This is a genomic window from Acuticoccus sp. I52.16.1 (assembly GCF_022865125.1).
Classification (GTDB): Bacteria; Pseudomonadota; Alphaproteobacteria; order Rhizobiales; family Amorphaceae; genus Acuticoccus.
The window spans coordinates 2,371,045-2,393,962 of record NZ_CP094828.1 but is presented as its reverse complement, the minus strand read 5'-3'; the positions used below and the strand labels follow the sequence as shown (position 1 = coordinate 2,393,962).

The window sequence follows — 22,918 nt, the reverse complement described above, 5'->3', positions numbered from 1 at the left end:
CCCCGCGTTGGTCCACCCACCTCAGCGACCGGAACGTCAAGCGCTGTCGCTGCGAGAGCGACGAGCGCATCCCAGATCGTCCGGCTCGGTGCTGTCACAGAACGCCGCCCTCGTGGCCGCCGTCGGTGGTGGCGTAGCGGACCACGGTGTCCTGCCCAGGGATGTAGGGGAAGCCGCGGAAGTTCGCGACGTTGGCGAACTTCGCCGCGCAGGTGGCGATGTGCTTGTCGCAGCCGGCGCGGATCTCGAACGCGTCGCCTTCGGCGATGCCGCGCACCGGCGCCTCGAGCATCGTGATCGTCACGAGCCCTTCGGTCACATCGTGGGCGATGATCTCCGCTAGGCGCCCTGCGTTCGCACCGCTGGTCCATCGGACCGTGCCGTGGACGAACCAGCCCACCTCGAACGCGCCGATTCCCGAGGCCGTGAAGGCTCGGTCGCGCAGGCGATCAACCACGGCCCCCGATCCGCGGTAGGCGGCCTCGTCGAGATCCACGCGGCACCGCGCGTCGCCGAGCGCAGCGTCGCAGGTAGCCTGGTACGTCCGGCCGACGGTCTGGCCAAGGACGTGGGCGAGCGAGCGCACCTCGGCGACGAACGCGAGACGGCCGCGCCGGATCTGGCCGACGGAGCCGCGACGCATCAGGACGCGCTGGCTGACATCCGCCCAGTTCACCCGCCAGACCTCGACGGCCGCGTTGTCCCAGTGTCCGTCCAGAATGTCGGTCTCGGTGATCCGGTCGGACGTCAGCACACCCTCGGCGTCCTGCGCATCGACCGACAGGTCGGAGCCGGATCGGATCTCAGATGCGGTCAGACCGCTCTCTGGCTCGAAGGCCGTGCCGTCGAAGGTCAGTGTGCGATCGTGGTCGGTGAAGCCGAACGTCTCGCCGTCGGACCGGACGATGCACCAGCACCAAGCGAGCGTCGTCGTGCCCTCGTCGAGATGGGCCTGCAGTTCAGGTGAGATCGCCTTCATCGGCGGAGCTCCACGAGCGGGATGGAGGTGATCGAGCCGAGCCGCTCGATGTCGAGGGTCACGTCGAAAGTGTCAGTGTCGAAACGGACGGGTACGTCGAACTCGAAGCCGGCGCGGATGGCGACGCCGTCGGCTGGCGCGGGGGCGAATGTGACGATCCCGGTGCCGGCATCCACGGACCAGCCGTTCATCTGCTCGGCGCCATTGAGGGCAATGCGGACCGTCCCGGACACTGGCTTGGTGATCGCACGGACCCAGCTGTGGCCGCCGGACGCGTACGCCTTCGTCAGCTGCAACTCGGTCTGCTCGCCGTCGCCGATGCCGATCAGCTGATCGGTGGGCCCGGGTGTCCCAGACGGCGTGCAGGACTTGTGGTCCGCCCAGTCCTTGAACCGGAAGCCATAGAGCCGTCCGTTGCGTGCCTCGAAGAACGCGACGACAGCAGCGAGGTCGTCGACGCGGCGGATGCCGTAGGCGACGTCATAGCGCCTCCGCGAGTTGGCCCAGCTGGCATTGCGCTCCTCGGCGCCAGAAGCCAGCTCGACGATCTGCGTGCGCCGCTGCGGTCCGCCGCGCGCGCCGCGGCTGATGTCCTCGGGGAAGCGGACCTCGTGGAACGCCATCAAAGCCCCCGCCGTCCAAGCGCCACCGCGCGAGCGACGTCCGCGGCGACCTGCGTGCGCGACTGGCGGAAGCTCTCCGCGTCTTTGGCGACAATGGTGACGTTCACGCCGCCCGCTCCACGCTCCCGATCGAGCGCCGCCGTCTCGCGACGCGAAAGCACTCGCTCTCCGCGCTGCAAGATCGCCGGCATCTCGTCGGGCCGCAGCCCGGCGACACCGCCGGCGTGATACCGATGCGCTCCAGCGAACGCAGCGGACGGCGCGAGTCGCATCGGTCCCGGACGTCCAACGATACCACCGTCGTGGAAAACGCCGGCGAACACCGAACCGAGGCGACCGATACCGGCCGAGAGCGCATTCGAGAGCGGCCCGAAGATGAACCGCTGCGCCGCCACCTTCGCCATGTCGACGAGCATCGAGCTGACGAGGCTGCGGAAGTCGATCTTGCCCGTCCGAACGAACTCGGCGAACGCCTCCTCGGCGCTACGGAACGCGCTGACCAGCGTATCGCCGACTTGTCTGCCTAGCGCCATGGCCTGCTTGGCGTAGTCGGTCAGCGCGTCCCGCGCTTGGCTCCAGCCGGTCTTCGCCACCTCGGCGGTTTCGGCGACCTCGCGCTTTGCGGTCTTCGCCGCTTTGGCGGTCTGTGCCACGCCATCCTTCAGGTTCTCCGCTGCCTTCGCCGCGCGCTCCAGCGACGCCTCGCTGTCGGCGCCGGCCGCCTCGGCGGTCTGTCCGAGTGCTGCCAGGGACGTCAGCGGCGCGGTGGCGGCCTTGGCGGCTTCCGACGCGGATGCTGCCAAGTCCTTTGCGCGCTTGTCTGCCTCGCCGACGGCGAGCTCGAGCTCGTAGAAGCCCGACGTCGCCATGACTGCGGCGCCATGGACCCGCAGCGTCGTCTCGTCGAACCCGGGGAGCCCGTCGAGCCCGCGGGCCAGGCGGTGCAGCAGCTCGGCCCAGCTCTTCTGGATCCGCTCCATGACGGAGAGCCAGCCCGCCTCGATCCACGCCCAGACCGACTGAAGCGCGAGCGCCAGCGCGCGGCCACCCGCCTTGATGCGCTCCCACACCTCGGTCGCCACATCGCCGAGCAGCGATAGCGCGTTGCCGAAGCCGCCCGTGCTGCTGACGAGGCGCCCGAAATGGTAGATCAGCTCGCCAGCCCCGACGATCAGCGCGCCGATGCCGGTCCGGATCAGCGCGCCACTGAGGACGACCAGTGCCGTAGCCAAGCCGCGCACTGATACCGCAGCCGCCACCATTCCCGCGACCCAGCGTCCGGCGAAGAACGCTGCAGCCGTGGCGGCGTACGTCGCGAGCCGGCCGAGGTTGCCGATGATGGTCTCGATGGCGGTGCGAACGATGCCGCCAGCCGACGCCAGCGAGACGAAGGCCGAAGCGAGCGCTTCGACCGCCGGGGCCGCCACGACGGCGATCCGGTTGCGCAGCCCCTCCATCACCAGCGACATCGTGTCGAGTACGACCTCGGTCCGCTGCAATGCCTTGAGCGCGTCGGCATCGAGCACGGCTCCCAGATCGGTTGCGCGATCGCCGAGCCGCTGCATCTCCGCACCGCCGTCGCGCAGCAGCGGCAGAAGGCGCGTCGCGTCCGAGGCCATCGCCTCGAGGTGGAACGTCATCTCCTGCTGCGACAGGCCGGCACGCTTCAAGGTGTCGACGTAGAGCTGCAGCGCCTCGGGACCGGACAGGCGCGCGAACTGATCGGCGGTGACGCCCACCTTCGGCGCGACCTTCTCGAAGAAGTCGGCCATCGGCCCACCGCCAGTCTGGAGGAAGTCGCCGACGCGGTCGTTCACGTCCTTCAGGATGTCGGCGAGCTTCTCCTGCTCGATGCCGACCGTCCGTGCGGCACCCGACCAACGCTGGAAGCCCTCGGGCGTGGTGTTAGCGACCTGCACGAACTGGCGAAGCTGCGCGCCGCTTTCAGCGGCGGACCGCACGATGAGCCCGAGCGAGGCCGTCGCCCCTGCCGCGGCTGCGGTGAGACCGACTTTGGCCGCCCGGGCGAACGACGCCATTCGCGCATTCGCCGCCTCCATCTCGCGCGAGAGCCGGCCGAATGCCTTGCCGCCAGTGTCGCCGATGCCCTGCAGCTCGGCCTTCACCTGGCGTCCGCCGACGGCAGCGAGGCGGACGCTGACGCGCTTTTCAGCCATTCTCCGATCCGATCTGCTTGGTGATGGCGGTCACCGCTGCGGCCTCCAGCGCCGGCAGCATCTCAGCGGCGGCAAGCGCGCTGACGCCGAGCGCTTCAGCCATGGCGAGCGCCGCGGTCATGTCCCAGCCGACGACGCCGCGGGGTACGACACGAACCTGCCCGCCCATGCGCTGGGCCAGATCCCACACCTGCCAGCCCTCGATCGTCTGCGGCAGGTTCAGGCGGCCCGGGCACTCTTGGCACGGCGACGGGCAGGCGTCGCAGTATTCTTGCCCGCCGCCGAAGTGCCATTCGGCGAGGGCTGCGAGCCGTTTTTTTCCGCGTCGAGCAGGAGCCCCTTGTTGACGTACTTCAGCTGGAAGGCCTCGAAGACGGGATAGAGATCGAGCAGCGCATCGATGCCGTCGAAGGTCGGGTCGACCGGCTCGCCATCGGCATCGCCGACGCCCTCCCAGCCGAGAAGCGCGCGGCGCGCGATGGCCTTGGCGTAAGCCAGCGCGCGGTCCTCGTCGGGCGCGTCGTCCGGCATCTCGTGGACGGCCGGGTCGTTGCGCGCAGAGACCATCAGCGCGGTGGTGAGCGGTGCGAGGCAGACACGGACGCCGGCGGCGAGGTCGAGCCAGAACGGCTCGCGATGAAGATCGAGACGAAGCATCAGTATTCCTCAATGTCGTTGACGAGGGTTGCGGTGCACATGCGGCCGGCGACGGGGTCGCGCGCGGCCTGCCAGTCGAAGCTCGCCTGGATGCCCTGCGGCCCGGAGATCTCCAGCCGCGGGCGCGGCAGGTAGACGGCGTGGGCGACGAGCTCGAAGCTCTCTCCGGATGGGAGCGTGTAGGCGAAGGTCAGCTCGGCGGCGGTGCCGTTGATCGCCTGGTTGAGCAGGGTCTGGTCGGCGAAACGGACATCGAGCCGGCCCGTGAGCGCGGCGATGGACGGGTCGGCTCCGTCGATGCGACCGTCCGCGCGGATGGTCTCGATGCGGTCGATGTTGTTGGCGTATGTGACCTCCGCCGAGACGACGTTGCCGAGGGCAGAACCGTCACGGCTGATCGAGCCGGCGAAGTGGCCAAAGCGCTTCAGCGACCAATCCGACGGCGCGCCTGCGCCGGTGCTCGATGCGACCGCCTCGCCCTGCGCAATCAGGCCTACGGTGGCGGTGAGCAGGCCGGAGCGCTGCATCTGCCACGTGAGGCGATCGACGACACAGCCGGTCGCCATGGCGAAATGCGGCACGTCCGGCATCGCCGTCTCGATCGCCATCGAGGGCAGCGTCCAGGAGCCGGACCGGAACTCATGCGTGTAGGGGCCGGTGCCGGTTGTGGTTGGGCTGCCGAACGCGCCTTTCAGCCAGACGCCCCAGGCTTCGGCATCGATCGGGACGACGACATCGCCGTCAGCCGTGACCGCGTCTTTCACCGGCGGGAGTGGATCGCGGCCGTAGCCGAGAAGCTCGGAGTTGAGCAGCGGCTGCTCCGACCCGATCGTCGAGCTCGCGAACGGCATGCGGTGGAAGCCGCTCGCGGGCGCGGTGCCGTAGACGCTCTCGAACGCGAGCGCCATCTGCGCCCGCGCTCCAATCGCGCGTGCCATAGGGTTTGTCCTTGTGCGAAAGGGTTCAGCCGAGCGGGTCGGCCGTGGAGTAGGTCAGCGTGATCGGGACGATCGCCGCCTTCATCGTCGGCGCGCCTTCGACCGGGAGATCGACCGGCCGCGGCGCGCTCGCCTCGATCCAGTCGCAGAGGCCGCCGAGGGTACGGTCCGCCGCGATCGCGGTGCCGAGGGCGGTGAGAAGATCGTCGAGCGCTTCGTCCCGGTCGGTCGGCTGGCGCGGCGCGACGATAGCCTCGACCTCCGCCCGGTGCTCGTAGTGGTAGGTCCGCGGCGAAAGCGTCACGTCGGGGTCGCCCGGATCGCCATCTCGGAGGATCAGCAGCCCGTCGTCCGGCGGCACCCGCTCTGGCAGGACTTCGCCGCGGAGCGCGGCGGCGGACGAGATCGTTTGCAGGGCGCCGAGCAGCGCCTGCAGGATGTGTTCACGGGCCGACACGAGGTTCCTTGAAGGGATCAGCGCTCGCTGGAGCGAGTGTTCAAGCGCTCCAGCCTCGCGGGAAGGTCACTGCGGGCGTGGAGGAAATCGAGGATGATCACCTGCTCGGGGTCCTCGACGAAGACGATGAAGTGTTGGCCGGCGCGTGCGAAGCGCAGGTCTTCGGGCAGGTTAAGATCGATCAGCGCCCTGCAGCTCTGTGACACCGCCAAGCCGTTCGCGATCGCGGTGCAGCGGTCGATGAGATCGGCCTCGTACGCGTCGGCCTGGCGGGTTCCGAAGGTGTCGATCGTCCACCGAGCAATGTCGGTCAGCGAGGCCTCCGCCTGCCGCGTCAGCCGCCACGGCTTCGTGGTCACGCCTCGGAGCGGGCGCGGGCGAACGCTCTGCGGACCGCATCTTCGCCAGAGCCTTCGGCGAGATCGCCGCGGCGCGCCTCGTCGAGACCGCGCTCGACTCGGGCTCGCAACTCACCCATTTCGGCTTCCTCGCGCTCGAGGAGACGCAAACCTGCCCGCATCGCCTCGCTCGCGTTCTGGTACCGCCCCTCATCAATCAACCTGTCGAGAAGGGCGGACTGCGTTTCGGTCAGCACGACGTTGCGGGTCACCATGGGAAGCCTCCAACTTGGATGGCAATATATGCCAACGAGACTGAGGTGGCCATAGTGATCGTCAGCTGAGCCGCCCCTCGACCCAGTTGGAGACAATCGCGCCCGGCAGCGCCGCCTCGGCCGCTCGCGCGTCGCGATCAAGATCCAACCGCTTTCGCAGGCGAACCTGCGGCACCAACAGGAAGATCGGGGCGGACGATCGGCCGGCGAGCCGGCTGTAGGTCGTGCCGTCCTTCCGCCGGGTGACGTTCGACCGGATCCGTCCCGACTTCGTCACCCGGACATTATCCGCGACGAGCAAGCTCGGCCCATATCGACGCCGCACAATGCGCAGGCTGGTCCCCGTCTTGCGTTCCCAGATGGACGGTGTCAGAGGCCCACGCCGAATGCGCTCCCGCGCGACGGGCAACGGTATGGCGAGCCAAAGGCCCGACCTCGGCCGGATCGTCGCGCCCCGGTCGTGGGCACCGACGATGACAGGCGCCTTCGACCAGACGAGCGCGGCGGCTCGGATGCTCGTGCCCTGCTTCGGATACCGCTCGCTGCGGATCGTGTTGCCAAGCCGCGGGCCGAGACCCGCCCCGACGACTTGCGCCCGCCAGTTGCCCTTCAGCCGAACGCCGACCTCTCTCTCCCACACCGGTGGTGACCGCGCGTTCGGCCGCTTCGATCTCCTCCGCCATCAGCGTCGCGAGATCGGGGACGACCTTGAGATCGAGTTTCATGCCGGCCGCAGCTCAATTGTCCAGACCAACCGCTCGCGATCGCGGACCGGCTCGCCCTGGACGACGAAGGCCTCGCCATCGATCTCGAAGCCGTCGCCAGGACGCGGCTCGGCGACTGCGCTGACGCGGACGTCGAGGCGGACCGTCTCCGACCACACCCGCGCCTCGCCGAACTCGCTGATCGTGTCGGCTCGGCGGGGCACGATCCGCACCGGGACAGGCTCGCTGCCCGCGGGCGTGTAGACAGCGTCCCGCCCAACGTTGGGGTCGGCGAACATCGCGTCGAACGCGGCGGCGAGCGCGCTCATCAGGTCCGCTTGCCGGTCCGGAGCGCCTGCGGCCGGGTGCAGATCGGGAGCGGGTTGCTCTCGATCTCGAGCCGCACCCACTCGTCGCGGTCTCGATCGGGGATGGCTCGGGCGTAGAGCGGCAGGCCGAGCGTGTTGACGGTCTCGAACGTGTCGGCTGGGGCGTAGTAGATCTCGAACAGGCCCTCGACGCCCTCGGGATAGAAGAACGCCTTGTCCGCCGGCACGCCGAAAGCAGCGTTGCCCCGGTAGCGCCGGAAGGTGATCCCGCCGAAGCTGACCTCGTCCGCAACACGGCTCCGCAGATCGGCAGCCGCCGCCGTGTTGAGGTAGGTCTCGCGCACCTCCTTGTGCGCCACGAGATCCGCAAAGAAGGACGAGCCGCACTCGGCGCGCAGCATGACGGAGCCGGTGGCGAGCCCGCCGAGACCCTCCTCGACGCTCTCGATCAGCGACTGGCACTTTTTGCGGAGCGCACCGGAGGCAGGCGTCGCGTTGTCGAGATCGAAGTCGACCTCGGCCGACGGCGTGATCGCGAACTCGGTGAAGTAGTTGACGACCGTCGACGCGTCCTTCGGATCCTTCACCAGACCCTGGATGCCGTTCAGGAGGTGGTACTCGAAAGTCGCTTCGGCGTCGGACCGGAGGCGGCGAAGGCGGCGTGCGACCTCGCCCTGGACCTGCTGGGTCTCGCTGTCGGAGCCAAAGGCGCGGATGCCCTGGATCTCCGACGCCCAAATGACGTCCTGCTTCTTGAACTGCCGGCAGACGAAGGCGCGCACGTCACGGCGCTCGGGGACCTGCTGCTCGTAGGCCGATCCGCGCTCGGAGAACGGGATCAGCGAGAGCGTGCCATCGCGGCTTTCGATGACGACTGTGCGGGAGCGCACGCCGCGGTCCGCGAAAAGCCCCGATCCGGACAGCGTCGCCGGCTTGAATGGAATGTTGTCGAGCGCGCGGGTGAGCTCGATGATGGAGAAGGCATCGCCTTCGAAGATGTCCATGGCGGCCATCAGGGGCTCCTTCAGCGCACGATGATGCCGGCCGCGGCGAGCGCGGTGTAAGCGGCGGCGATCTCGCCGGCCGACGGCGTGCCGGCGAAGACGAGATCGTGCTGGTTGACGATGGCGGGGCCACGGACGAGCGCCACGGCGAGCGTGTCGCCGCCGCTGGCGTCGGCATGGCCCCAGAGGACGGCAACGGCAGTTTCGGTGCCGTCGGAGGCGTCGGGATCATGGGCGGCGTATTTGCCCGACGCGGTGATCTTGCCGAGCACGGTGCCGGGCTCGAGCGTGCCGGAGGCCACCGTCACCACCTCGTGGCAGTAGTCGCGGAACGCCTCCCAGACGAGAAAGCCGCCGGGATGGCGGCCTTCGGTCAGTACGGTCATCGGTTCATCCTTTGGGCTTGAAGGTGGAGGCGATCACCTCGCCCCAGGGTCGTGCGCCGACCGTGCGGCCGGGCTGGGTGTGGTGCGCATCGATCTCCACTCCAGCGTCGGCGCGGGCGGCAAGCAACGCGGCGCGAACCTCGTCGATGGGCACGCCGTCGGCAAGAAAGCGGCTCGCCATCTGCGGCAGACCGGCGAGCGTGCAGAGGTCAACGACGGCACGGGCTTGCGCCATCGCCTCCGAACGGATGGCCGCAGCGGATGGATGTGGGGACGGCATCGGCGGATCGGGCTCGGTCGGCGCCGCTGCGGACTCCGGCTCGGTCTCGGCCTTCGCACGGGCGGTATCGCCGTCTTCCTCATCTGACGCCGCCGCGCCATCATCGTCGGACGCTTCGATGGCCTCCACTTGCCCCACCTCCTCAACCAGCTCGGGCGGCGCATTGCGGAAGCGGCCAACGTCGAACCGCGCCGCGATTCGAACCGGCTCGGCCACACGGTCCACGAACCCCAGCGCGACCGCCTCCTCGGCGTCGAACCAAGTCTCCCTGCGCATGAGCTCGGCAATGTCCGCGTCGGTCCCGCCAGACTTTGCGGCGTAGCCCGCCACCAGGCTCGTCTTGATCTTGTCCAGCGCCTCGGCCATCGCGCGCATGTCGCCGGCGGTGCCGAGCACCATGCCACTCGGATCGTGGATCATCAGGAACGCGTTCGCCGGCATGACGACCTCGTCGCCGGCCATGGCGATGTACGACGCGGCCGAAGCGGCGATGCCGTCGATCCAGACGGTCACGCCGGCCGGGTGCCGCTTCAGCGCGTTGTGGATCGCGACCGCGTCGAAGACCGAGCCGCCGGGGCTGTTGATGCGCAGCGTGATGCGCTGCTCATCGGGCAGTCCGCCGAGCTCGTCCAGGAATGCCTTCGCCGAGACGCCGAAGGCGCCGATCTCGTCATAGATCGCGACCTCCGCGCTCTCGGCGAGGGCGCGGATCGTGTACCAAGACCGCATGCGGTCACTCCTCGTTGGGGTCCGGGGTCTGCTGGGGCGTCGCCCGCGCCCCCTGCGTCTCGCCGGGGCTGGTGCGGTAGGCGAGGCCGAGATCCGCGGCGCGAGTGGCGTCGGCCGCGTTCTCCCGGTCGATCTCTTCGATGTCGTAGCCGGTCGCCTCGACCGCCTTGCGGCGCGACAGCAGGCCGGACTCGATGGCGAGCACCTGCGCCTGGATGTCCTTCAGCGGATCGACCCAGTCCCACCTTGGCGGGATCCACTGCACCGGGCGAAGCTCGGCCGGCGTCTCGGTCGACCTCAACGCGCCGGCGAGCACCGCGGTGTCGAGCCATCGCTGCCAGACGGGGCGACACAGCTGGAAGGCGATGACGCCGTGCTGCAGCTGCTCGACTCGCCGACGGAACTCGACCAGCTCCGCGCGCAGACTTGAGTAGTTTGCCTGCCGGACGTCGCCGGTGACCAGGTGGTACGGCAGACCGAGCGAGGCCGAGACCGCCAGCAGTGTCCGGTACTGGAACGCCTCGAAACCGCCGCCGACGTCTGCGGGCGACGAGAACTTCACGTCCTCGCCGGGGAGCAGCACTTGCAGCGTGCCCGGCTCCAGGCTGACCGTACCAGTGCCGTCCTCCGCGACCTCGACACCGCCGAGCAGTGCCTCTTCCGGCGCGGTCTTCGTGATGAAGCCGGCGAACATCGCCGCCGTCTTTTTCCGGTCGAGCTCGGCGTCGTCGTACTGGTCGAGCAGGAACAGCCGCACCATCGCAGGCGCAACGTGCGGAAGGCCGCGCAACTGGCCCGCGTCGATCGGCCGGTAGATGTGCAGCACATCGGACGCCGGCACCCGCACCGTCTCGAACGTGCCGACACGGTGATCGGTGCTGTCGCCGGGGTGGCTCCGGCGGAAGTGGTAGGCCGTTCTCCGTCCGATGGCATCGAACTCGATCCCGCAGCGAATGCGCCGCCCGCCCTCCAGCGCCTCAGTCATCTCGAACGGCAGCATCTCCGATTGAAGTAGCTGCAGTTGCAGCGGGACCGACAGTTCGTCCTCGAGCCGGCGCGGCCGGATCCGGACGAAGCACTCACCGGCCACGAACATCTCGCGAGCGACCATCGCCTGCAGGCCGTAGAAGTCGGTCAGGCCGTCGACGTCCGCCTCGTCGGTCCAAGCGAGCCACAGCCGCTGGACCTCGTCGCGAAGCGCCGGATCGGTGATCAGCGATGATGGTTTGATGCCGTCGCCGACGAGGTTGGAGGCGAATGCCTCACACGCGTTGGCCGCGTAGCCGTTCGTCACAACCAGCTCGCGGGCTCGCGCGAGCAAACGCGGACCGCCCGACGCGACCAGCGAGTTGATGTTCTCCAGCGGCGGCTGCCATCCGCGGAGCCGTCGCTGCGCCATGGCACCTTCAAGGCGTGACCGCGCAGTCGTCGGCCCGCCGAGCCGGCGCCGAAGCCCATCCAGCAGCGGCAAGCTCAGAGCCCCTTGTCGCTCACGACGCGGAGGTGGCGCAGGATCCTCCGCCCCTCGGCCGCCGCGATCTCGCGATCCAGCGCCTCGATGGCGCGGTCGATCTCGGCGAGGCTGCGATAGTCTACGGTCTTGCCGTCGTAGCTGACGCGCGCGACGCCGCTCGCACGCGAGGCCAACAGAGCCTCGCGGCGCGTCCTCAATTCTTCAAGAGTGGCCATGGTGGTCCATTCGTCCGGAGCCTGTGCAGCGAGGTCAGCCCGTGCGACGGTCAGCTGGATTAAGACCTCAAGCTGACGGAGTCGGGATTGGAAGAGTTCTTTCAGGCGCTGGGAACGATCGGGCTGATCTTCCTCGTTGTGGTCGGCGTGCTCGCGGGGTTCCTCGCATCGGCAGTCCAAGGCGGCCGCAACAAGGTCCGCAACATCGTGGTCGGCGTGGTCGGCGCGCTGCTGCTCCCCTTGATCGTGGCGGTGCTAGCGACCGGCGTGCTCGCCGCGGGCGGGCTGGTCCTGATCCTGCTCGTTGCTCTCGTCGGAGCCGTGGCGGTGCTTGCCATCGTCCGCCTGATCTTTCGCTGAGCCTCACCGCATGTAGCTCGATTGGACCGTTCGCCGCCGCGCCATGGGACGCGGGATCGTGTTCGCGGGCGCCGCCTGCTCATCGCCTTCGGGTGCCGCGACGTGCCGCTCCAGCTCACGCCAATGCGCGTCCGACCATCGATCCGCGCCCGCGATCCATGCGGCGGCGCGGGCGTAGACACGGCAGTCCAGCGCCTCGTTGCGCTCGCGCAGCTTTTGCCATTCGAGCCGGGCGAAACCGCGCTTGTTCCTCACCGTGACGAGCTGCTCGGCGACGAGCTGCTTCAGCCACTCGCTGTCCGCCCAGCGCGGGAGGTGGACGGTGCCCGGCGCGAACGATGCACTGCCCTCGACGTCATCGGCCGCGGGGCGATCGAGCCGCAGGAAGCGGTAGGTCTCCGCCTTGAAGGTCGAAGAGGCGACGGTCCAGAGACGTGCGCCTCTGCGCAGCCGCTTGCCACCGACGGTCGCATCGACGAACGTCGGTCCCGTGACGGGGCTCGCCCTGTTGAACCCCTCGACGCCCTTCACCGGCGCCACCTGTGCGAAGCCAACCTGCCGCGCCCACGCGTACACCGCCGGCGTCTCGTAGCCCGTGTCGATGGCGAGCCGGACGATCGTCAGCGACGATCCGTTCTCGTGCGGCCAGGCCCGGCCGAGCAGCTCGTTCAGACCGTGCCAACACGCTTCCGAGCCGGGGCCGCCCTCGATCACAACGTGCTCGACGAGCCAGCTCTCTAGCCCGCGCCCCCACGCCCAGACGTCGACCTCGATGCGGTCCTTCTGGACGTCCGCGCCGGCCGTCAGGAACAGGCCGCCGGCGGGCACGATCCCCGCAGTCCCGTGCTCCCGCCGGTCGGCGAGCCGCTGCCAATCGGGCGCGTCCCCGGTCTCGACCCACGTCTCGCCGAGCACGGTGTTGCGGAACACGCGCTCTGCCTCGTCCGACCCGGCGACCATCTCTTTGTCCCGCGCGATGTCCGCCCAGGACTTCCATCCCGGCGGCGAATAAAGCGCCGACAGGTGGAAGCCGATCGTCCGCGGATCCTGGCTCGTGCCCGTTGCCCGCCATTCGCCAGCGCCGAGCATCGCCGCCTTGTGATGCTCGGCGAACGCCTGCTCGCAGTCCTCGCAGTGGTACGCCGCCGTCTCCGGCCGACCCTTCTCCCACCGCAGACGCTCGAAGCGCAGCCACTGCATGTGGCCGCACAGCGGGCACGGCATAAAGAACCGCCGCTGGTCGCTCGCCTCGTACTCCCGCTCGATCCGGCTGACGCCGCGAATGGTCGGCGTCGACACCAGGAACACCTTGCGCCGGTGCGCGAAGGTCAGCGAACGGGCCTCGGCAAGGGCCACGGGATCGCCTTCCTCATCGGCGGACGCCGGGTAGGCGTCGACCTCGTCGAGGACGACGTACCGCGCCGGCATCGAGCGCAGGCCGACCGCCGAGTTCGCGCCGGTCATCACAAGCACGCCGCCCGGAAAGTCCTTCGAAAGCTGCGTGTTGCCAGCGTCCCGCGATCGCGCCGGCTGCACCCGCTCGCGCAGCGCCGGGCTCTCCTCGATTAGCGCGTCGATCCGCTGCCGCGAATTGCGCTTCGCCAGCTCAACCGTCGGCTGCACCGCCAGCATCGGGCCGGGCGCGTGATGCATCACGAACCCGATGAAGCAGTTGCCGGCCTCCGTCGCGCCGACTTGCGCCGCCTTCATGAACACGACCCGCTGCGCCGGGTGGCTCGGGCTCAGCGCGTCCATGATGGCGCGCATGTATGGCGTCCGGTCGGTCCGATAGCGACCCGGCTCCGCCGATGCTCGCGACGAGAGCCAACGATGCCGGTCCGCCCATTCGGAGACCGTGAATGCCGGATCCGGTGTGAGACCCTGGCGCCAGGCCTTCGCGAGATCTTCCGCGCCATCAAAGGTCTCGATCTCAACGGAAAGCGACGCGGAGCTCCGCAAGCTCCTCGAGGTGGGCGCGGACATGGCTCTCCAGAACCCTCTGCGTGGCGCCGACGTCGGTTCCCAGCTCGGCCGCCATCAGCGCCGCCACGCGTGCCGGCCACGTCACCCAGGCATCGCGCTCCTCCCGCGCCAGCTTGAACACCATCGCCTTCGCCCGGTCCCGGTCAACCAGGTCGCCCTTGAGCTTCGACAGCCGGATCCGGCGCTCCTGGGCCTTCAGCACCTCGTGCGCCGTCTTCGCCTGCAGGAACGTCGTGCCGCCCGTGGACGGTGGCGCCGCCAGCCCGTTCTCCTTCAGCGTCTCGCTCACGCCCGACAGCGCGGCCTCCGGGACCGCTCGCATGCCGGCCGGGCGCTTCATCGTCGACCGCTCCGCCGGCCGGCTCTTCGACACGTCCGTGGTGTCAGCGCGGAGCGCGTCCGACCGATCCGGGTCAATCGAGCCATCGTCGTGCAGGACGAGCCGGCCGGCCGACTTCGCCTTCTGCACGGCTCCGCGCGAGAGCCCGATCCGGGCTGCGTACTGACGCTCGCTCAATCCCTTCATCGGATCAGAAAGAGCAATGATCTGATCGGGTTATCCGCTTGGCTTCGACGGCAATCAGAGCGTGTATAGCGCTCACGAGCCGCGCTGGAGCCGACGCCGATGACCATCGAAACGACCCTTTCGACCAACAACGAAGCGTGGGGCTTCTGGGGCACGATCGAACGCTGTGAGCACGCGACCGACACCGCCGCCGCATGGACGATCGCCTCCGAGACGATCGCCAGGGCCACCACGTGCTCGCCCGAGGGCGTGCGGGACTTCCTCGACTCCCGCCACGGCCGGCACTTCGCCGATGACGTCGTCAGCGAGCTGGTCCGCGGGCTTCCGCTCGGCGAAGCGATCAACGCTGCGACCCAGCGCTGGATGGGTTGGCGCATCGGCCGCCGTATGAGCCGCGAGACCGGGATCCCGCATGGGTTGCCGTATTTGACGGGCCTCGTGGCCGACTACGCCATCATGGCCGAGCTTCCCTACTGACCGCGGCGCCTCGCGCCGCCGGCTGCGCTCCCACCCGGGACGCGCGGCTCGCGGTCGTAGGAGCGCCCGATCGTCCGGGCGCGGAAGGAGACCCGACCATGACCGAACTCACCAATACCCAGCGCGCCGTCCTCACCGCCGCCGCTGAGCGGCCCGGCCTTCAGATCCTGCCCCTGCCGGAGCACATCAAGGGCGGTGCCGCGAAGAAGGTCACGACCGCGCTCCTCGCGCGAGGCCTCGTCCGCGAGGACGGCGAAACACTCGTCGCGACGGACGCGGGGCTCCGCGCGATCGGCATCGCCCCGACGCCGAAAGAGCCGAGCGCCAGCATCGCCGGCCCGGAGGAACCGGGCGCGCCCAAGAACACCACTCCGAAGACCCGGCCCGGCACCAAGCAGGCCGCGCTGATCGCTATGCTCGAAGCGCGGGAGGGTGCCACCATTCCCGAGATCGCCGAGGCGACCGGCTGGCAGCATCACACCGTTCGAGGCGCCATCGCTGGCGCGCTCAAGAAGCGGCTTGGGCTCGACGTCACGTCCGAGAAGGACGAGCGCCGGGGTCGGGTCTACCGCCTGGCTCGCTGAAAGACGTCCACCATCACTCAACGCCGCTGGGGTCAGCCTCCGGCGGCGTTGCTCGTTCGCCGGATACGGATCGCCTCGAACAGGCGGCGCAGCGCGAAGCTGCGCGCGAGGCTCACGAGGGTGAAGATCGCTCCGATCCCGAGAGCGTCGGCGACGCGCGCGGGCAACCCGAACCAAGGGAAGACGGCGAGCTGCGCGGCCACCGCGACGCCGTAGCCGACCACGACATTCGTGATCGCCTCGACCAGCGACATCAGGCGAGACTGCTTCAAGCCGCCTTCCTTCGCCGGCGCCCGATGCGCGGCTCCTCACCGGCGTCGTCGACAGGCGCATCGGCCGCTTCGCCGAGTCGTTCCTTCCGCACTTCCGCGAACGTCCGGCCGTCGTCATCGAGAACGGCGTCCCGGCCGGTCTCGGCCTGCCAGCGCTCCACAGCAACGTCGACATAGGCCGGGCTTATCTCCATCGCGAAGACGCGCCGGCCGTTGGCCTCGCCCGCCATGATCTGCGAGCCGGACCCTGAGAACGGCTCGTAGCAGAGACCGCCGCGGGCGACATGCTGGCGCATCGGGATCCCGAACGCGTCGAGCGGCTTCGGGGTCGGATGATCCGGCCGCTCGTCCTTCGCAAAGCTCGGCATCACCCACGTCGACGGCAGCGTCTCCTCCGCCACTTTCGGCGGGCGGTTCGGACGACGCCAGCCCATGAAGCACGGCTCGTGCTTCCAGAGGTAGTGCGATCGCGTGAGGACCCCGCGATCCTTCACCCAGATGATCTGCTGGTGGACGAAAGCGCCCACTTTCTCCCAGCACGCCTCGAGCATCGCCTGACGGCGGGAGGCGTGCCAGCAATACCAGGCGGCGTCCTCCGTGATCGCCTCTGCGACGGCGGCGCTGATGAAGCCGTCGTAGAGCTCGGCTCCCTGCGAGCTGTCGTCCCAGGTCGTGCCGTAGGAGGCGGACCAATCCTTGTTGCGCGTCGGGTGGTTCGAGCCGTCATAGTCGACCAGATACGGCGGATCGGTCGCAAAGAGCACCGCCCGCTCGCCGTTCATGAGCCGGCGCACGTCGGCGGCGCTGGTGCTGTCGCCGCACAGCAGCCGGTGGTCGCCGAGGATCCAGAGATCGCCGGTGCGCGACGCCGGATTGCGCGGCGGCTCCGGGACCGTGACCGGCGGCGTGGAGCCTTCGCCACTCCCACCCGCTGCGCCGTCCTCGTCCGGGACCGCGGCCAGCAGCTTGTCGAGCTCGCCGTCGGAGAAGCCGATGAGCGAGAGGTCGAACTCGTCCGCGAGCAGATCCTTCAGCTCGGCGGAGAGGAGCGCATCATCCCAGGCTCCGAGTTCAGTTAGCCTATTGTCCGCAATCCGGTAGGCGCGCCGCTGCTCGTCCGTGAGATGGCCCAGCACGATCACCGGCGCTTCGCTCAGCCCGAGCTTCTGCGCCGCGAGAATGCGGCCATGCCCGGCGATCACTTCGCCGTCCTCGCCGACGAGCACCGGCACCGTCCAGCCGAACTCGGCGATGCTCGCGGCGATCTTCGCAACTTGGTCCTCGCCGTGCAGCTTGGCGTTCTTCGCGTACGGCTGCAGCCGCTCGAGCGGCCACAGCTCGATCGTCTCCGGCGCGAAGCCGAGGGTCATGCGGTTCGTCCTGTTGTCGGATGATGGCGGCGCGCGGTCCGCGCTACCAGAGCGCGATGATGTTTGTCGCTGTCGTGTCCGTCGCCCGGACCCGTAGCGGCGACACCGGGAGGATCTGGCCGCCGACGACGGACCAGACGGCGATCGATCCAGTGCGGTCTTCCAGAGCGACGTTGCCGGTGCCGCCGACGAACAGCGCACGCGGCATCGGGTCGAACGTCTCCACGTCGTCGGGCGTCACCGCGCTCCAGCGGATCGCTGGCGCGGTCGCTTCGGCGAAGACGGACATGGCTTCCTCGCTTGCGAGCGGCGCGGATGGTGCGTGGTGGATGCGGAGTCGGGTGGACTCCGCCGAGATGGTTCGAGCTGGACCCCGCGAGGGTGGATCCCTACCGGATCCAGGTGGACTACAGATCCACCGTCGGATCCACCTGCCGGGGGTCAGACCGCCCGGAAACTCTGGCGTTTCGGCTCGTCAGGTGGATCCCGGCTTCCGGGTGGCTTCCCAAAAAATCGCGGCTGTCGCTAGCGGACCGTCGCGCCACGCCCTCCCGTATACGTTTGCGGGCAGAAGGGACCCGTACAACTGCGGGCGAGCACAGTATCGCTCAAGGATCGTCGGCGGGGATAACTTTCTCCGTTGCCGCTGTTTCTGCCCGCTTTTCGGCGAAGAGCGCTTCGGGCTAAGCCATTACGCTCACGTCTCGCGAGCATGCTCGGAACATAGCCGCCAGCCCGGCCAATGTCACCACGTTGCGGCGTCTCACCGAAAAGTGTCTCACGATGGAAAGAATACTTGACAGCGGGGCCGGAAGTTTTCCCGCCGGCCCCATGCCTGCTACTCCGCCTGGGCCCCGTCGATCACGTACTGCTTCGACCGCTTCGTCGGCACGCGCCGCCCGTTGAGTCGCCACACGATCACGCTGAGCGCGTAGAGGTGCCGTCGCACCGCCGTCGCCCGGCTGATCCCGTGCTGCCAGCAGATGGGCTTCCAAGCCGTCCGCTCGGCCCGCGCCCAGACGATCCGCGCATCGTCGACGTCAAGCCAGCGCAGCCACAGCATCGCCTCCTCAGCCTCGCTGATCGCCCGCGGAGACGGCGTGGGCCTTCGCGTTTCGGGCTTCTGACCGACCTTGTCGGCGAAGTCGTGGAAGTACGCCGGCCACGCGTTGAACGTGCCCCTGGGGCCATCGGACGGCTGCGACCGCATCACCCGTGCGGCGCTTTCCAGACGCGCCTCGACATCGGCCCTGGTCCACTCAGCCATGGCGCGCCTCCACCGTCCGCTTGCCGTAGAGCTTCTCGCCGAGCTGGCGGACGAGCTCTCGCTCGGGCCACGTGAGCCGCTCGTCGTCGGCCGCAACGGCGAGGATGCCCTGCTCGCGCCAGCCGTCCCGCTTGACCGCGTCAGGGCTGCGACGACGCCCGCCAAACCCTCTCGGCGTGAACCGCATGCCGCTCATGCGACGCCTCCCGCGGTCTCAAGTGCCCAGTGCAGGATCGCGATGGCGTCAGCCTCATTGTCGTCGGCGGGCTCGAACCCGCGGGCGCGGGCCGCTGCGATCATCGCGTCCTTGCTGGCGTTGCCCTTCCCGGTGGCGTGCCGTTTGATCGTGCCGACGGGGACGCCCTGATACGGCACCCCCGCGGTCTCCGCCCAAGCGGTCAGCGTGGCGAGGAGCCCGCCGAAGACGTGGGCGGCGTCCGTGCCGACATGCCGGCGCACTTCCTCGAAGTGGATGGCGCCGATCGGACCGGCGTCGGCCGCCAGCCGCTCCAGCCAGGCGCGGAAGCGGACGTAGCGCATGCCGCCGCCGTCGTAGCGGCTCGGGCGGAACGACACCGTCCCGCTCGTGATGAGCCCGTCCGTATTCCGCAGCGCCCAGCCCGTCGTGGTGCCGAGGTCGAGTGCGAGGACCACATAGGCTTCGCCGCGGATCGGATCGGCCGATGCGGAGGTGTGCGGTTCACGCGCACGATTGATCACGGGCATGGAATGCTCCCGATGGACATGGTGGGTGAGTGGCGACCCAGTCCCGAGGGGGAGCGCGGCGCCCCATGGGCGCGCTCCCCCTTTAGGGGGGATCTGTCTAGCAACTGGCAACTGGACTAAGCGATTGAAAACAGGGCGCTTTTGCAGATGCCAAAATTTCAGCAACTGAGTTGTCATTGGCAACTGGAAAACTGTGCCTAAGGCTATGTTCCGACGGGCGTTTTGCAGATGCCAATCCAGTTGCCAGCCGGCAGTTGCCAATGACAACTGGCCAGTTGCCAACGCGATTTGGCAACTGGAATGGTGGGCGTTGGGCGCTCCGATCACGCGGCGTCCTCCTCGCGGTGAACCCAAACGGACGGGTTCTCGACCGGTAGCGCGGCGCCGGTCTGTGCGCATTTATGGTGGCTCGGGAGGACCGGGCGGCCACCCCGAAAGACTTCGCCGGTTTCCTCATCGACGGCGTCCTCCAGGGGACCCAAGACCATCCCTTCGGCGCACAGGAAGCCGAACTTCAGTCGCGCGCTGTCGAGACCGAGCGCTCGCGCAGCCTCGTCTTTCACGAACTTCACGTAGCCCTTCGTGGCGAGCACGCTGAGGCGCTCGCGGATCGTCGAGAGGCCACCGAGCCCGGCCTTGTTCTCGAAGGTCTCCGCGAACTGATAGGCGCTGTACATGCGCCCCTCGGCGGCCTCGCTGAGCAGCAGCTCCAGGATGGCGTCGCGCTTCCGGAGACGTTCGGCATCGAGTTGCGCTCCATACTCGGCGCGAACCAGACGCTCTCCCTGCTGGCGGATCTCCACCCATCGCCCGCCGCGCTTGTCGACGAGCATGGCCGGCATTGCTGGACCGTTGCGCAGCTCAATCTCAAGCCGCCGCTCGGTTCGCTCCTCGTCCGGCCGATGCATGATGATGCCGGACGTGTAGAAGCCCCGCAGGGAGCTCGCGCCGGAGAGCGCCAGGAAGGGATCCTCCTTGACCTGTTGCTTGGCGAGCTTCTTCGTGTGGTGGGCGAGGATTACGCCGCAGTCGGGGTTCACCGCCTCGCGGAGGAGCTCGACCCGCTCCCGCAGGAAGAACATCATGGCATCGTTGTCGTTCTCGCCGCCGCCATCCGTGCCGCCGTCGAAGACGTTGCGGATGGGGTCGATGCAGAGGACGTCGACCGGTTCGTCCGGGAAGGCGTGGCGGATCGCTTCCGCGACGCCTGTCTGACCGTCCGAGTCGAGGAGGAGCCGCAGCTTCGGTGTCGCCACGAATGTCCCTCGCGCCCTCGCGATGACATCCGGATCGAGCGCAATCGACTGCAGCCGCTCACGAAGATAGTCGTATTGGATCTCCGCCTGCAGGTAGAACACGCGCAGAGGGCGCGGCGGTGCGAAGCCCAGGAATGGCTCCCCCGCGGCCATGTGGACCAGCCAGCTGATCAGGAAGTCGGACTTGCCGACCTTCGGCGCACCGCCGAGCACGAGCAGCCCGCCCGGAGTGAGCACTCGCGGCGCGATCAGATCCTCCGGCATGGGGCTGCGGTCGTCGAGTAGCGCTCCAAGCGAGAACGCGTCCACTTGGATCGGCCCGGGAGCGCGCAACGAGACGCTGAGCGCCGGCGGGCCGTTCTTCTCGACGTGCAGCGCCCAGATGCGCTCGGACTCGCGCTGAAGCCGCTCCACGGACCACGAGGGGCGCAGCATGGCGGCGTTGTACTGGCAGATGCCCTCCCAGCCCTCGTCCTTCGTCATGCGGCCCTCGTGGACCATGCGGATGAAGTGGCCGATGGCGGCGGAGGCGCCCTCGAAGCGCGACCAGCCGTCCTGCGCGCCCTCGCGGACGGGTCTGGTGAGAACGTCCTCGACGAGCGGCTTGTCGTCCTGCGCGAAGCTAGGCTCGAACGTGATGCCCGGCGCGGGCGGCATGTCCAGCACCGCCTCCTCGAGCTCGGTCAGGTCGTGGTCGAGGTACGGGTCGACTTCGACGATGCGCACGAGCGTCTTGAAGTTGTTTTTGTAGTAGACGCTGCCGGCGACGCGGATCGGCTGATGCGCCGAGCGGAAGTGCTTGTCGCCGCCGACCTTCACGGCAATCTCGCCGCGCAGACGGCAGACACGGGCGATTTCCTCGCCCTCGGCCGGCTCGCTGAGCTTCCACCAGACATGGCACTTCTGCTGGCCGTCGCCGGTCACGCCACCGCTTTCGACGATCATCGTCGGCTGACCGAGATGGCGCGCCAGGTGGGCGAGCTTGGCGTCGATGTCGCCGCAGTCGAGATCGACGACGACCGTCTGCATGCCGACGATGTCCGTGGCCTTCGCCTGGCCCTGCTCAGCCACCACGCCGGGGATGACGTAGACGGCCGCCCCCTCGCGCCACGCCCAGCGGGCGAAGGTCGTCATCTTCTCGGGCGCAGCCTCGTTGGCGTCGACCCAGATGTTGTGGGGCCGGCCGTCGAACCCCTGGCCCTTGTCGATGAAGCTGCGGACCGGGATCAGCCCCTCGCTGTAGCCGAAGACCACGCCCATGAACGTCGCGATCTGCTCGGCATCGGGCTCATCGCCGAATACGTCGATCCGGCGCGGCGCATCGCTGAAGTCGCGCCATGGGTTGAAGTGGACGAGGTTGTCGTCCGCCTGCTCGACTCGCTTCTCGACCGGCTCCTGCGTGTCCTTGTCGGCGGGGGCGTCGTGCGTCTCGGGATCGCGGTCGTCGGTCATGGGGCAAGCTCCCAGCAGCGCTCCGCCCAGGGGCAGAACCGGCACTCGAAGTGGTCGCGGGTGGTGGCCATCCGGGGCAGCAGCTCGCCGGCGTCGGTGGCCTGCAGGATCCGCACGGCTCGGTCGCTCATGCGCTGGGCGAGCGCGCCGTCGAACGGGACGAGCTCGTGGTGAAGCTCGGCCGTGTCCTTGTTGACGGCGGTGAAGAGCGCCGGTGCCTCGGAGATACCGGGGACGCTCGGCTCCATGTACGCCTGGTAGAGCGCGATCTGAGCGGCGTAGACCGGTTTGGCGATCACGACGCCCTTGGCGACCGTATCCCGCCAGTTCTTCGCGCTCATGGTCTTGCACTCCCAGAGGGCGGGGACAGCAAGACCGAGTGGCTCGGGCGCACCGGCGACGATGCCGTCCACGTGGCCCTGGATGCGCCCGTTGGCGACGGAGAAGCCGAACTGTCCGCCGTCCGGCCGGTCGCCCTTGCGCGTGTAAAGATCGACACCGGCGTCGCGCAGCCACCGGACCGCGAGATCCTCCAGCGCGTGTCCGATGGCGAAGATGCGCAGGGTGCGGCCGTCGAAGCCGGCGCCGTCGTCGACCGGCGCACGCGCGAACTCGAACTGGAGCGCGCGCTCGCACGAGACCCCGAGCCGCGAGGCGCCGAGGTAGTCCCGTGGCAGCGTAGCGGACCGCTCGGCTTCGAGCGCGTCGTCGACCAGCCCATTCAGCCGGTCGGCGAAGGATGGGTTGAAGGTGAGCATCAGAATGGGACCTCCGGCATCTCCGCAGCGGTCTCGGCCATTGCCTCGCGGAAGCCCTCGACGGACTCGGCGATGAGGGCGCGGACCTCGGCCTCGGAGAGGTCGGCGAAGCGGGTGTCCCAGCCGATCTCCCCCATCAGCGCTCCAAGGCGGCGTATGGTGACGCCGATGGCGGCGTGCTCCTGCTCGGTCAGATCAACCATGCCGAACTCCCTGAGACGCTCGCTCCAGAAGCGCTGGCACGCGTGCGAGCAGAACCAGCGAGGCGGTCGCGGGACGCGCGACGGCCAGGGGTCGGTCCAGCCGAACCCGCGGGCCGGCC

Annotated in this window: 30 protein-coding genes; 3 read left to right on the top strand and 27 right to left on the bottom strand. The window is 68.8% G+C overall.

Annotated elements, in window-relative coordinates:
- Positions 1-94: 94 nt before the first annotated feature.
- From MRB58_RS10915 to MRB58_RS10840, 16 genes are all read right to left on the bottom strand, one after another.
- Positions 95-979, bottom strand: a complete 885-nt coding sequence (locus tag MRB58_RS10915) for a DUF2163 domain-containing protein (RefSeq protein ID WP_244781733.1) — start codon at positions 977-979, stop codon at positions 95-97.
- A complete protein-coding gene (locus MRB58_RS10910) occupies positions 976-1,602 on the bottom strand; it encodes a DUF2460 domain-containing protein (protein WP_244781732.1) in 627 nt (208 codons plus the stop codon). Before MRB58_RS10910 ends, MRB58_RS10915 begins: the two co-directional genes overlap by 4 nt.
- Positions 1,602-3,779 carry a phage tail tape measure C-terminal domain-containing protein gene (locus MRB58_RS10905; protein WP_244781731.1) on the bottom strand — a complete coding sequence of 726 codons (2,178 nt, stop codon included), beginning with the start codon at positions 3,777-3,779 and terminating at the stop codon, positions 1,602-1,604. Before MRB58_RS10905 ends, MRB58_RS10910 begins: the two co-directional genes overlap by 1 nt.
- Positions 3,772-3,969, bottom strand: a complete 198-nt coding sequence (locus MRB58_RS10900; protein WP_244781730.1) for a hypothetical protein — start codon at positions 3,967-3,969, stop codon at positions 3,772-3,774. Before MRB58_RS10900 ends, MRB58_RS10905 begins: the two co-directional genes overlap by 8 nt.
- 29 nt (positions 3,970-3,998) lie before the next feature.
- Positions 3,999-4,436, bottom strand: a complete 438-nt coding sequence (locus MRB58_RS10895; protein WP_244781729.1) for a hypothetical protein — start codon at positions 4,434-4,436, stop codon at positions 3,999-4,001.
- Entirely contained in the window at positions 4,436-5,374 is a 939-nt protein-coding gene (locus MRB58_RS10890; protein WP_256461722.1) for a phage tail tube protein, read from the bottom strand. Before MRB58_RS10890 ends, MRB58_RS10895 begins: the two co-directional genes overlap by 1 nt.
- Before the next feature lie 25 nt (positions 5,375-5,399).
- Positions 5,400-5,831, bottom strand: a complete 432-nt coding sequence (locus MRB58_RS10885) for a hypothetical protein (RefSeq protein ID WP_244781727.1) — start codon at positions 5,829-5,831, stop codon at positions 5,400-5,402.
- A 17-nt stretch (positions 5,832-5,848) separates the two neighbouring features.
- Positions 5,849-6,190 (bottom strand): type II toxin-antitoxin system RelE/ParE family toxin, encoded by a 342-nt coding sequence (locus MRB58_RS10880; RefSeq protein ID WP_244781726.1) that lies wholly within the window; start codon positions 6,188-6,190, stop codon positions 5,849-5,851.
- The gene (locus MRB58_RS10875) at positions 6,187-6,444 is read right to left on the bottom strand and encodes a type II toxin-antitoxin system ParD family antitoxin (protein ID WP_244781725.1); all 258 of its coding nucleotides are present in this window, start codon (positions 6,442-6,444) and stop codon (positions 6,187-6,189) included. Before MRB58_RS10875 ends, MRB58_RS10880 begins: the two co-directional genes overlap by 4 nt.
- 61 nt (positions 6,445-6,505) lie before the next feature.
- Complete coding sequence (locus MRB58_RS10870; RefSeq protein WP_244781724.1) at positions 6,506-7,084, bottom strand: DUF6441 family protein; 579 nt, start codon at positions 7,082-7,084, stop codon at positions 6,506-6,508.
- 81 nt (positions 7,085-7,165) lie between these two features.
- The gene (locus MRB58_RS10865) at positions 7,166-7,477 is read right to left on the bottom strand and encodes a hypothetical protein (RefSeq protein ID WP_244781723.1); all 312 of its coding nucleotides are present in this window, start codon (positions 7,475-7,477) and stop codon (positions 7,166-7,168) included.
- Positions 7,477-8,490, bottom strand: coding sequence for a major capsid protein (locus MRB58_RS10860; RefSeq protein ID WP_244781722.1), 1,014 nt, complete (start codon positions 8,488-8,490; stop codon positions 7,477-7,479). The genes MRB58_RS10865 and MRB58_RS10860 overlap by 1 nt, the downstream gene beginning before the upstream one ends.
- An 11-nt stretch (positions 8,491-8,501) precedes the next feature.
- Entirely contained in the window at positions 8,502-8,867 is a 366-nt protein-coding gene (locus tag MRB58_RS10855) for a head decoration protein (RefSeq protein WP_244781721.1), read from the bottom strand.
- Positions 8,868-8,871: 4 nt separating this feature from the next.
- Entirely contained in the window at positions 8,872-9,876 is a 1,005-nt protein-coding gene (locus MRB58_RS10850) for a head maturation protease, ClpP-related (protein WP_244781720.1), read from the bottom strand.
- Between the two features lie 4 nt (positions 9,877-9,880).
- Positions 9,881-11,347, bottom strand: coding sequence for a phage portal protein (locus MRB58_RS10845; protein WP_244781719.1), 1,467 nt, complete (start codon positions 11,345-11,347; stop codon positions 9,881-9,883).
- A 2-nt stretch (positions 11,348-11,349) separates the two neighbouring features.
- Positions 11,350-11,565, bottom strand: a complete 216-nt coding sequence (locus MRB58_RS10840) for a phage head-tail joining protein (RefSeq protein ID WP_371747264.1) — start codon at positions 11,563-11,565, stop codon at positions 11,350-11,352.
- An 87-nt stretch (positions 11,566-11,652) separates the two neighbouring features.
- On the opposite strand from MRB58_RS10840, the gene MRB58_RS10835 reads away from it, so the two are divergent.
- Positions 11,653-11,925, top strand: a complete 273-nt coding sequence (locus MRB58_RS10835; RefSeq protein WP_244781717.1) for a GlsB/YeaQ/YmgE family stress response membrane protein — start codon at positions 11,653-11,655, stop codon at positions 11,923-11,925.
- 3 nt (positions 11,926-11,928) lie between these two features.
- Here MRB58_RS10835 and MRB58_RS10830 read toward each other — a convergent pair whose 3' ends face one another.
- The gene (locus tag MRB58_RS10830; protein ID WP_256461721.1) at positions 11,929-13,908 is read right to left on the bottom strand and encodes a phage terminase large subunit family protein; all 1,980 of its coding nucleotides are present in this window, start codon (positions 13,906-13,908) and stop codon (positions 11,929-11,931) included.
- Positions 13,856-14,434 (bottom strand): hypothetical protein, encoded by a 579-nt coding sequence (locus MRB58_RS10825; RefSeq protein ID WP_244781715.1) that lies wholly within the window; start codon positions 14,432-14,434, stop codon positions 13,856-13,858. Before MRB58_RS10825 ends, MRB58_RS10830 begins: the two co-directional genes overlap by 53 nt.
- Positions 14,435-14,533: 99 nt before the next feature.
- Here MRB58_RS10825 and MRB58_RS10820 point away from each other — a divergent pair, with 99 nt between their 5' ends.
- Together MRB58_RS10820 and MRB58_RS10815 are read left to right on the top strand one after the other, a co-directional pair.
- Positions 14,534-14,911 carry a hypothetical protein gene (locus tag MRB58_RS10820; protein WP_244781714.1) on the top strand — a complete coding sequence of 126 codons (378 nt, stop codon included), beginning with the start codon at positions 14,534-14,536 and terminating at the stop codon, positions 14,909-14,911.
- Between the two features lie 98 nt (positions 14,912-15,009).
- Positions 15,010-15,495, top strand: coding sequence for a DUF3489 domain-containing protein (locus tag MRB58_RS10815; RefSeq protein ID WP_244781713.1), 486 nt, complete (start codon positions 15,010-15,012; stop codon positions 15,493-15,495).
- A 32-nt stretch (positions 15,496-15,527) separates the two neighbouring features.
- Here MRB58_RS10815 and MRB58_RS10810 read toward each other — a convergent pair whose 3' ends face one another.
- The 9 genes from MRB58_RS10810 to MRB58_RS10770 form a co-directional block, all read right to left on the bottom strand.
- On the bottom strand, positions 15,528-15,767 hold the full coding sequence (locus tag MRB58_RS10810) for a hypothetical protein (protein ID WP_244781712.1): 240 nt from the start codon (positions 15,765-15,767) through the stop codon (positions 15,528-15,530).
- Positions 15,764-17,137, bottom strand: a complete 1,374-nt coding sequence (locus MRB58_RS10805) for a site-specific DNA-methyltransferase (RefSeq protein WP_244781711.1) — start codon at positions 17,135-17,137, stop codon at positions 15,764-15,766. Before MRB58_RS10805 ends, MRB58_RS10810 begins: the two co-directional genes overlap by 4 nt.
- A gap of 43 nt (positions 17,138-17,180) precedes the next feature.
- A complete protein-coding gene (locus MRB58_RS10800; RefSeq protein WP_244781710.1) occupies positions 17,181-17,426 on the bottom strand; it encodes a hypothetical protein in 246 nt (81 codons plus the stop codon).
- Positions 17,427-17,975: 549 nt separating this feature from the next.
- Positions 17,976-18,404 (bottom strand): DUF6362 family protein, encoded by a 429-nt coding sequence (locus MRB58_RS10795; RefSeq protein WP_244781709.1) that lies wholly within the window; start codon positions 18,402-18,404, stop codon positions 17,976-17,978.
- Complete coding sequence (locus MRB58_RS10790; RefSeq protein WP_244781708.1) at positions 18,397-18,600, bottom strand: hypothetical protein; 204 nt, start codon at positions 18,598-18,600, stop codon at positions 18,397-18,399. The genes MRB58_RS10795 and MRB58_RS10790 overlap by 8 nt, the downstream gene beginning before the upstream one ends.
- Complete coding sequence (locus MRB58_RS10785) at positions 18,597-19,130, bottom strand: crossover junction endodeoxyribonuclease RuvC (RefSeq protein ID WP_244781707.1); 534 nt, start codon at positions 19,128-19,130, stop codon at positions 18,597-18,599. The genes MRB58_RS10790 and MRB58_RS10785 overlap by 4 nt, the downstream gene beginning before the upstream one ends.
- A 323-nt stretch (positions 19,131-19,453) precedes the next feature.
- Positions 19,454-21,838, bottom strand: a complete 2,385-nt coding sequence (locus MRB58_RS10780; protein WP_244781706.1) for an AAA family ATPase — start codon at positions 21,836-21,838, stop codon at positions 19,454-19,456.
- Entirely contained in the window at positions 21,835-22,596 is a 762-nt protein-coding gene (locus MRB58_RS10775; RefSeq protein WP_244781705.1) for a hypothetical protein, read from the bottom strand. The genes MRB58_RS10780 and MRB58_RS10775 overlap by 4 nt, the downstream gene beginning before the upstream one ends.
- Entirely contained in the window at positions 22,596-22,799 is a 204-nt protein-coding gene (locus MRB58_RS10770; protein WP_244781704.1) for a DUF6511 domain-containing protein, read from the bottom strand. The genes MRB58_RS10775 and MRB58_RS10770 overlap by 1 nt, the downstream gene beginning before the upstream one ends.
- Positions 22,800-22,918 lie beyond the last annotated feature (119 nt).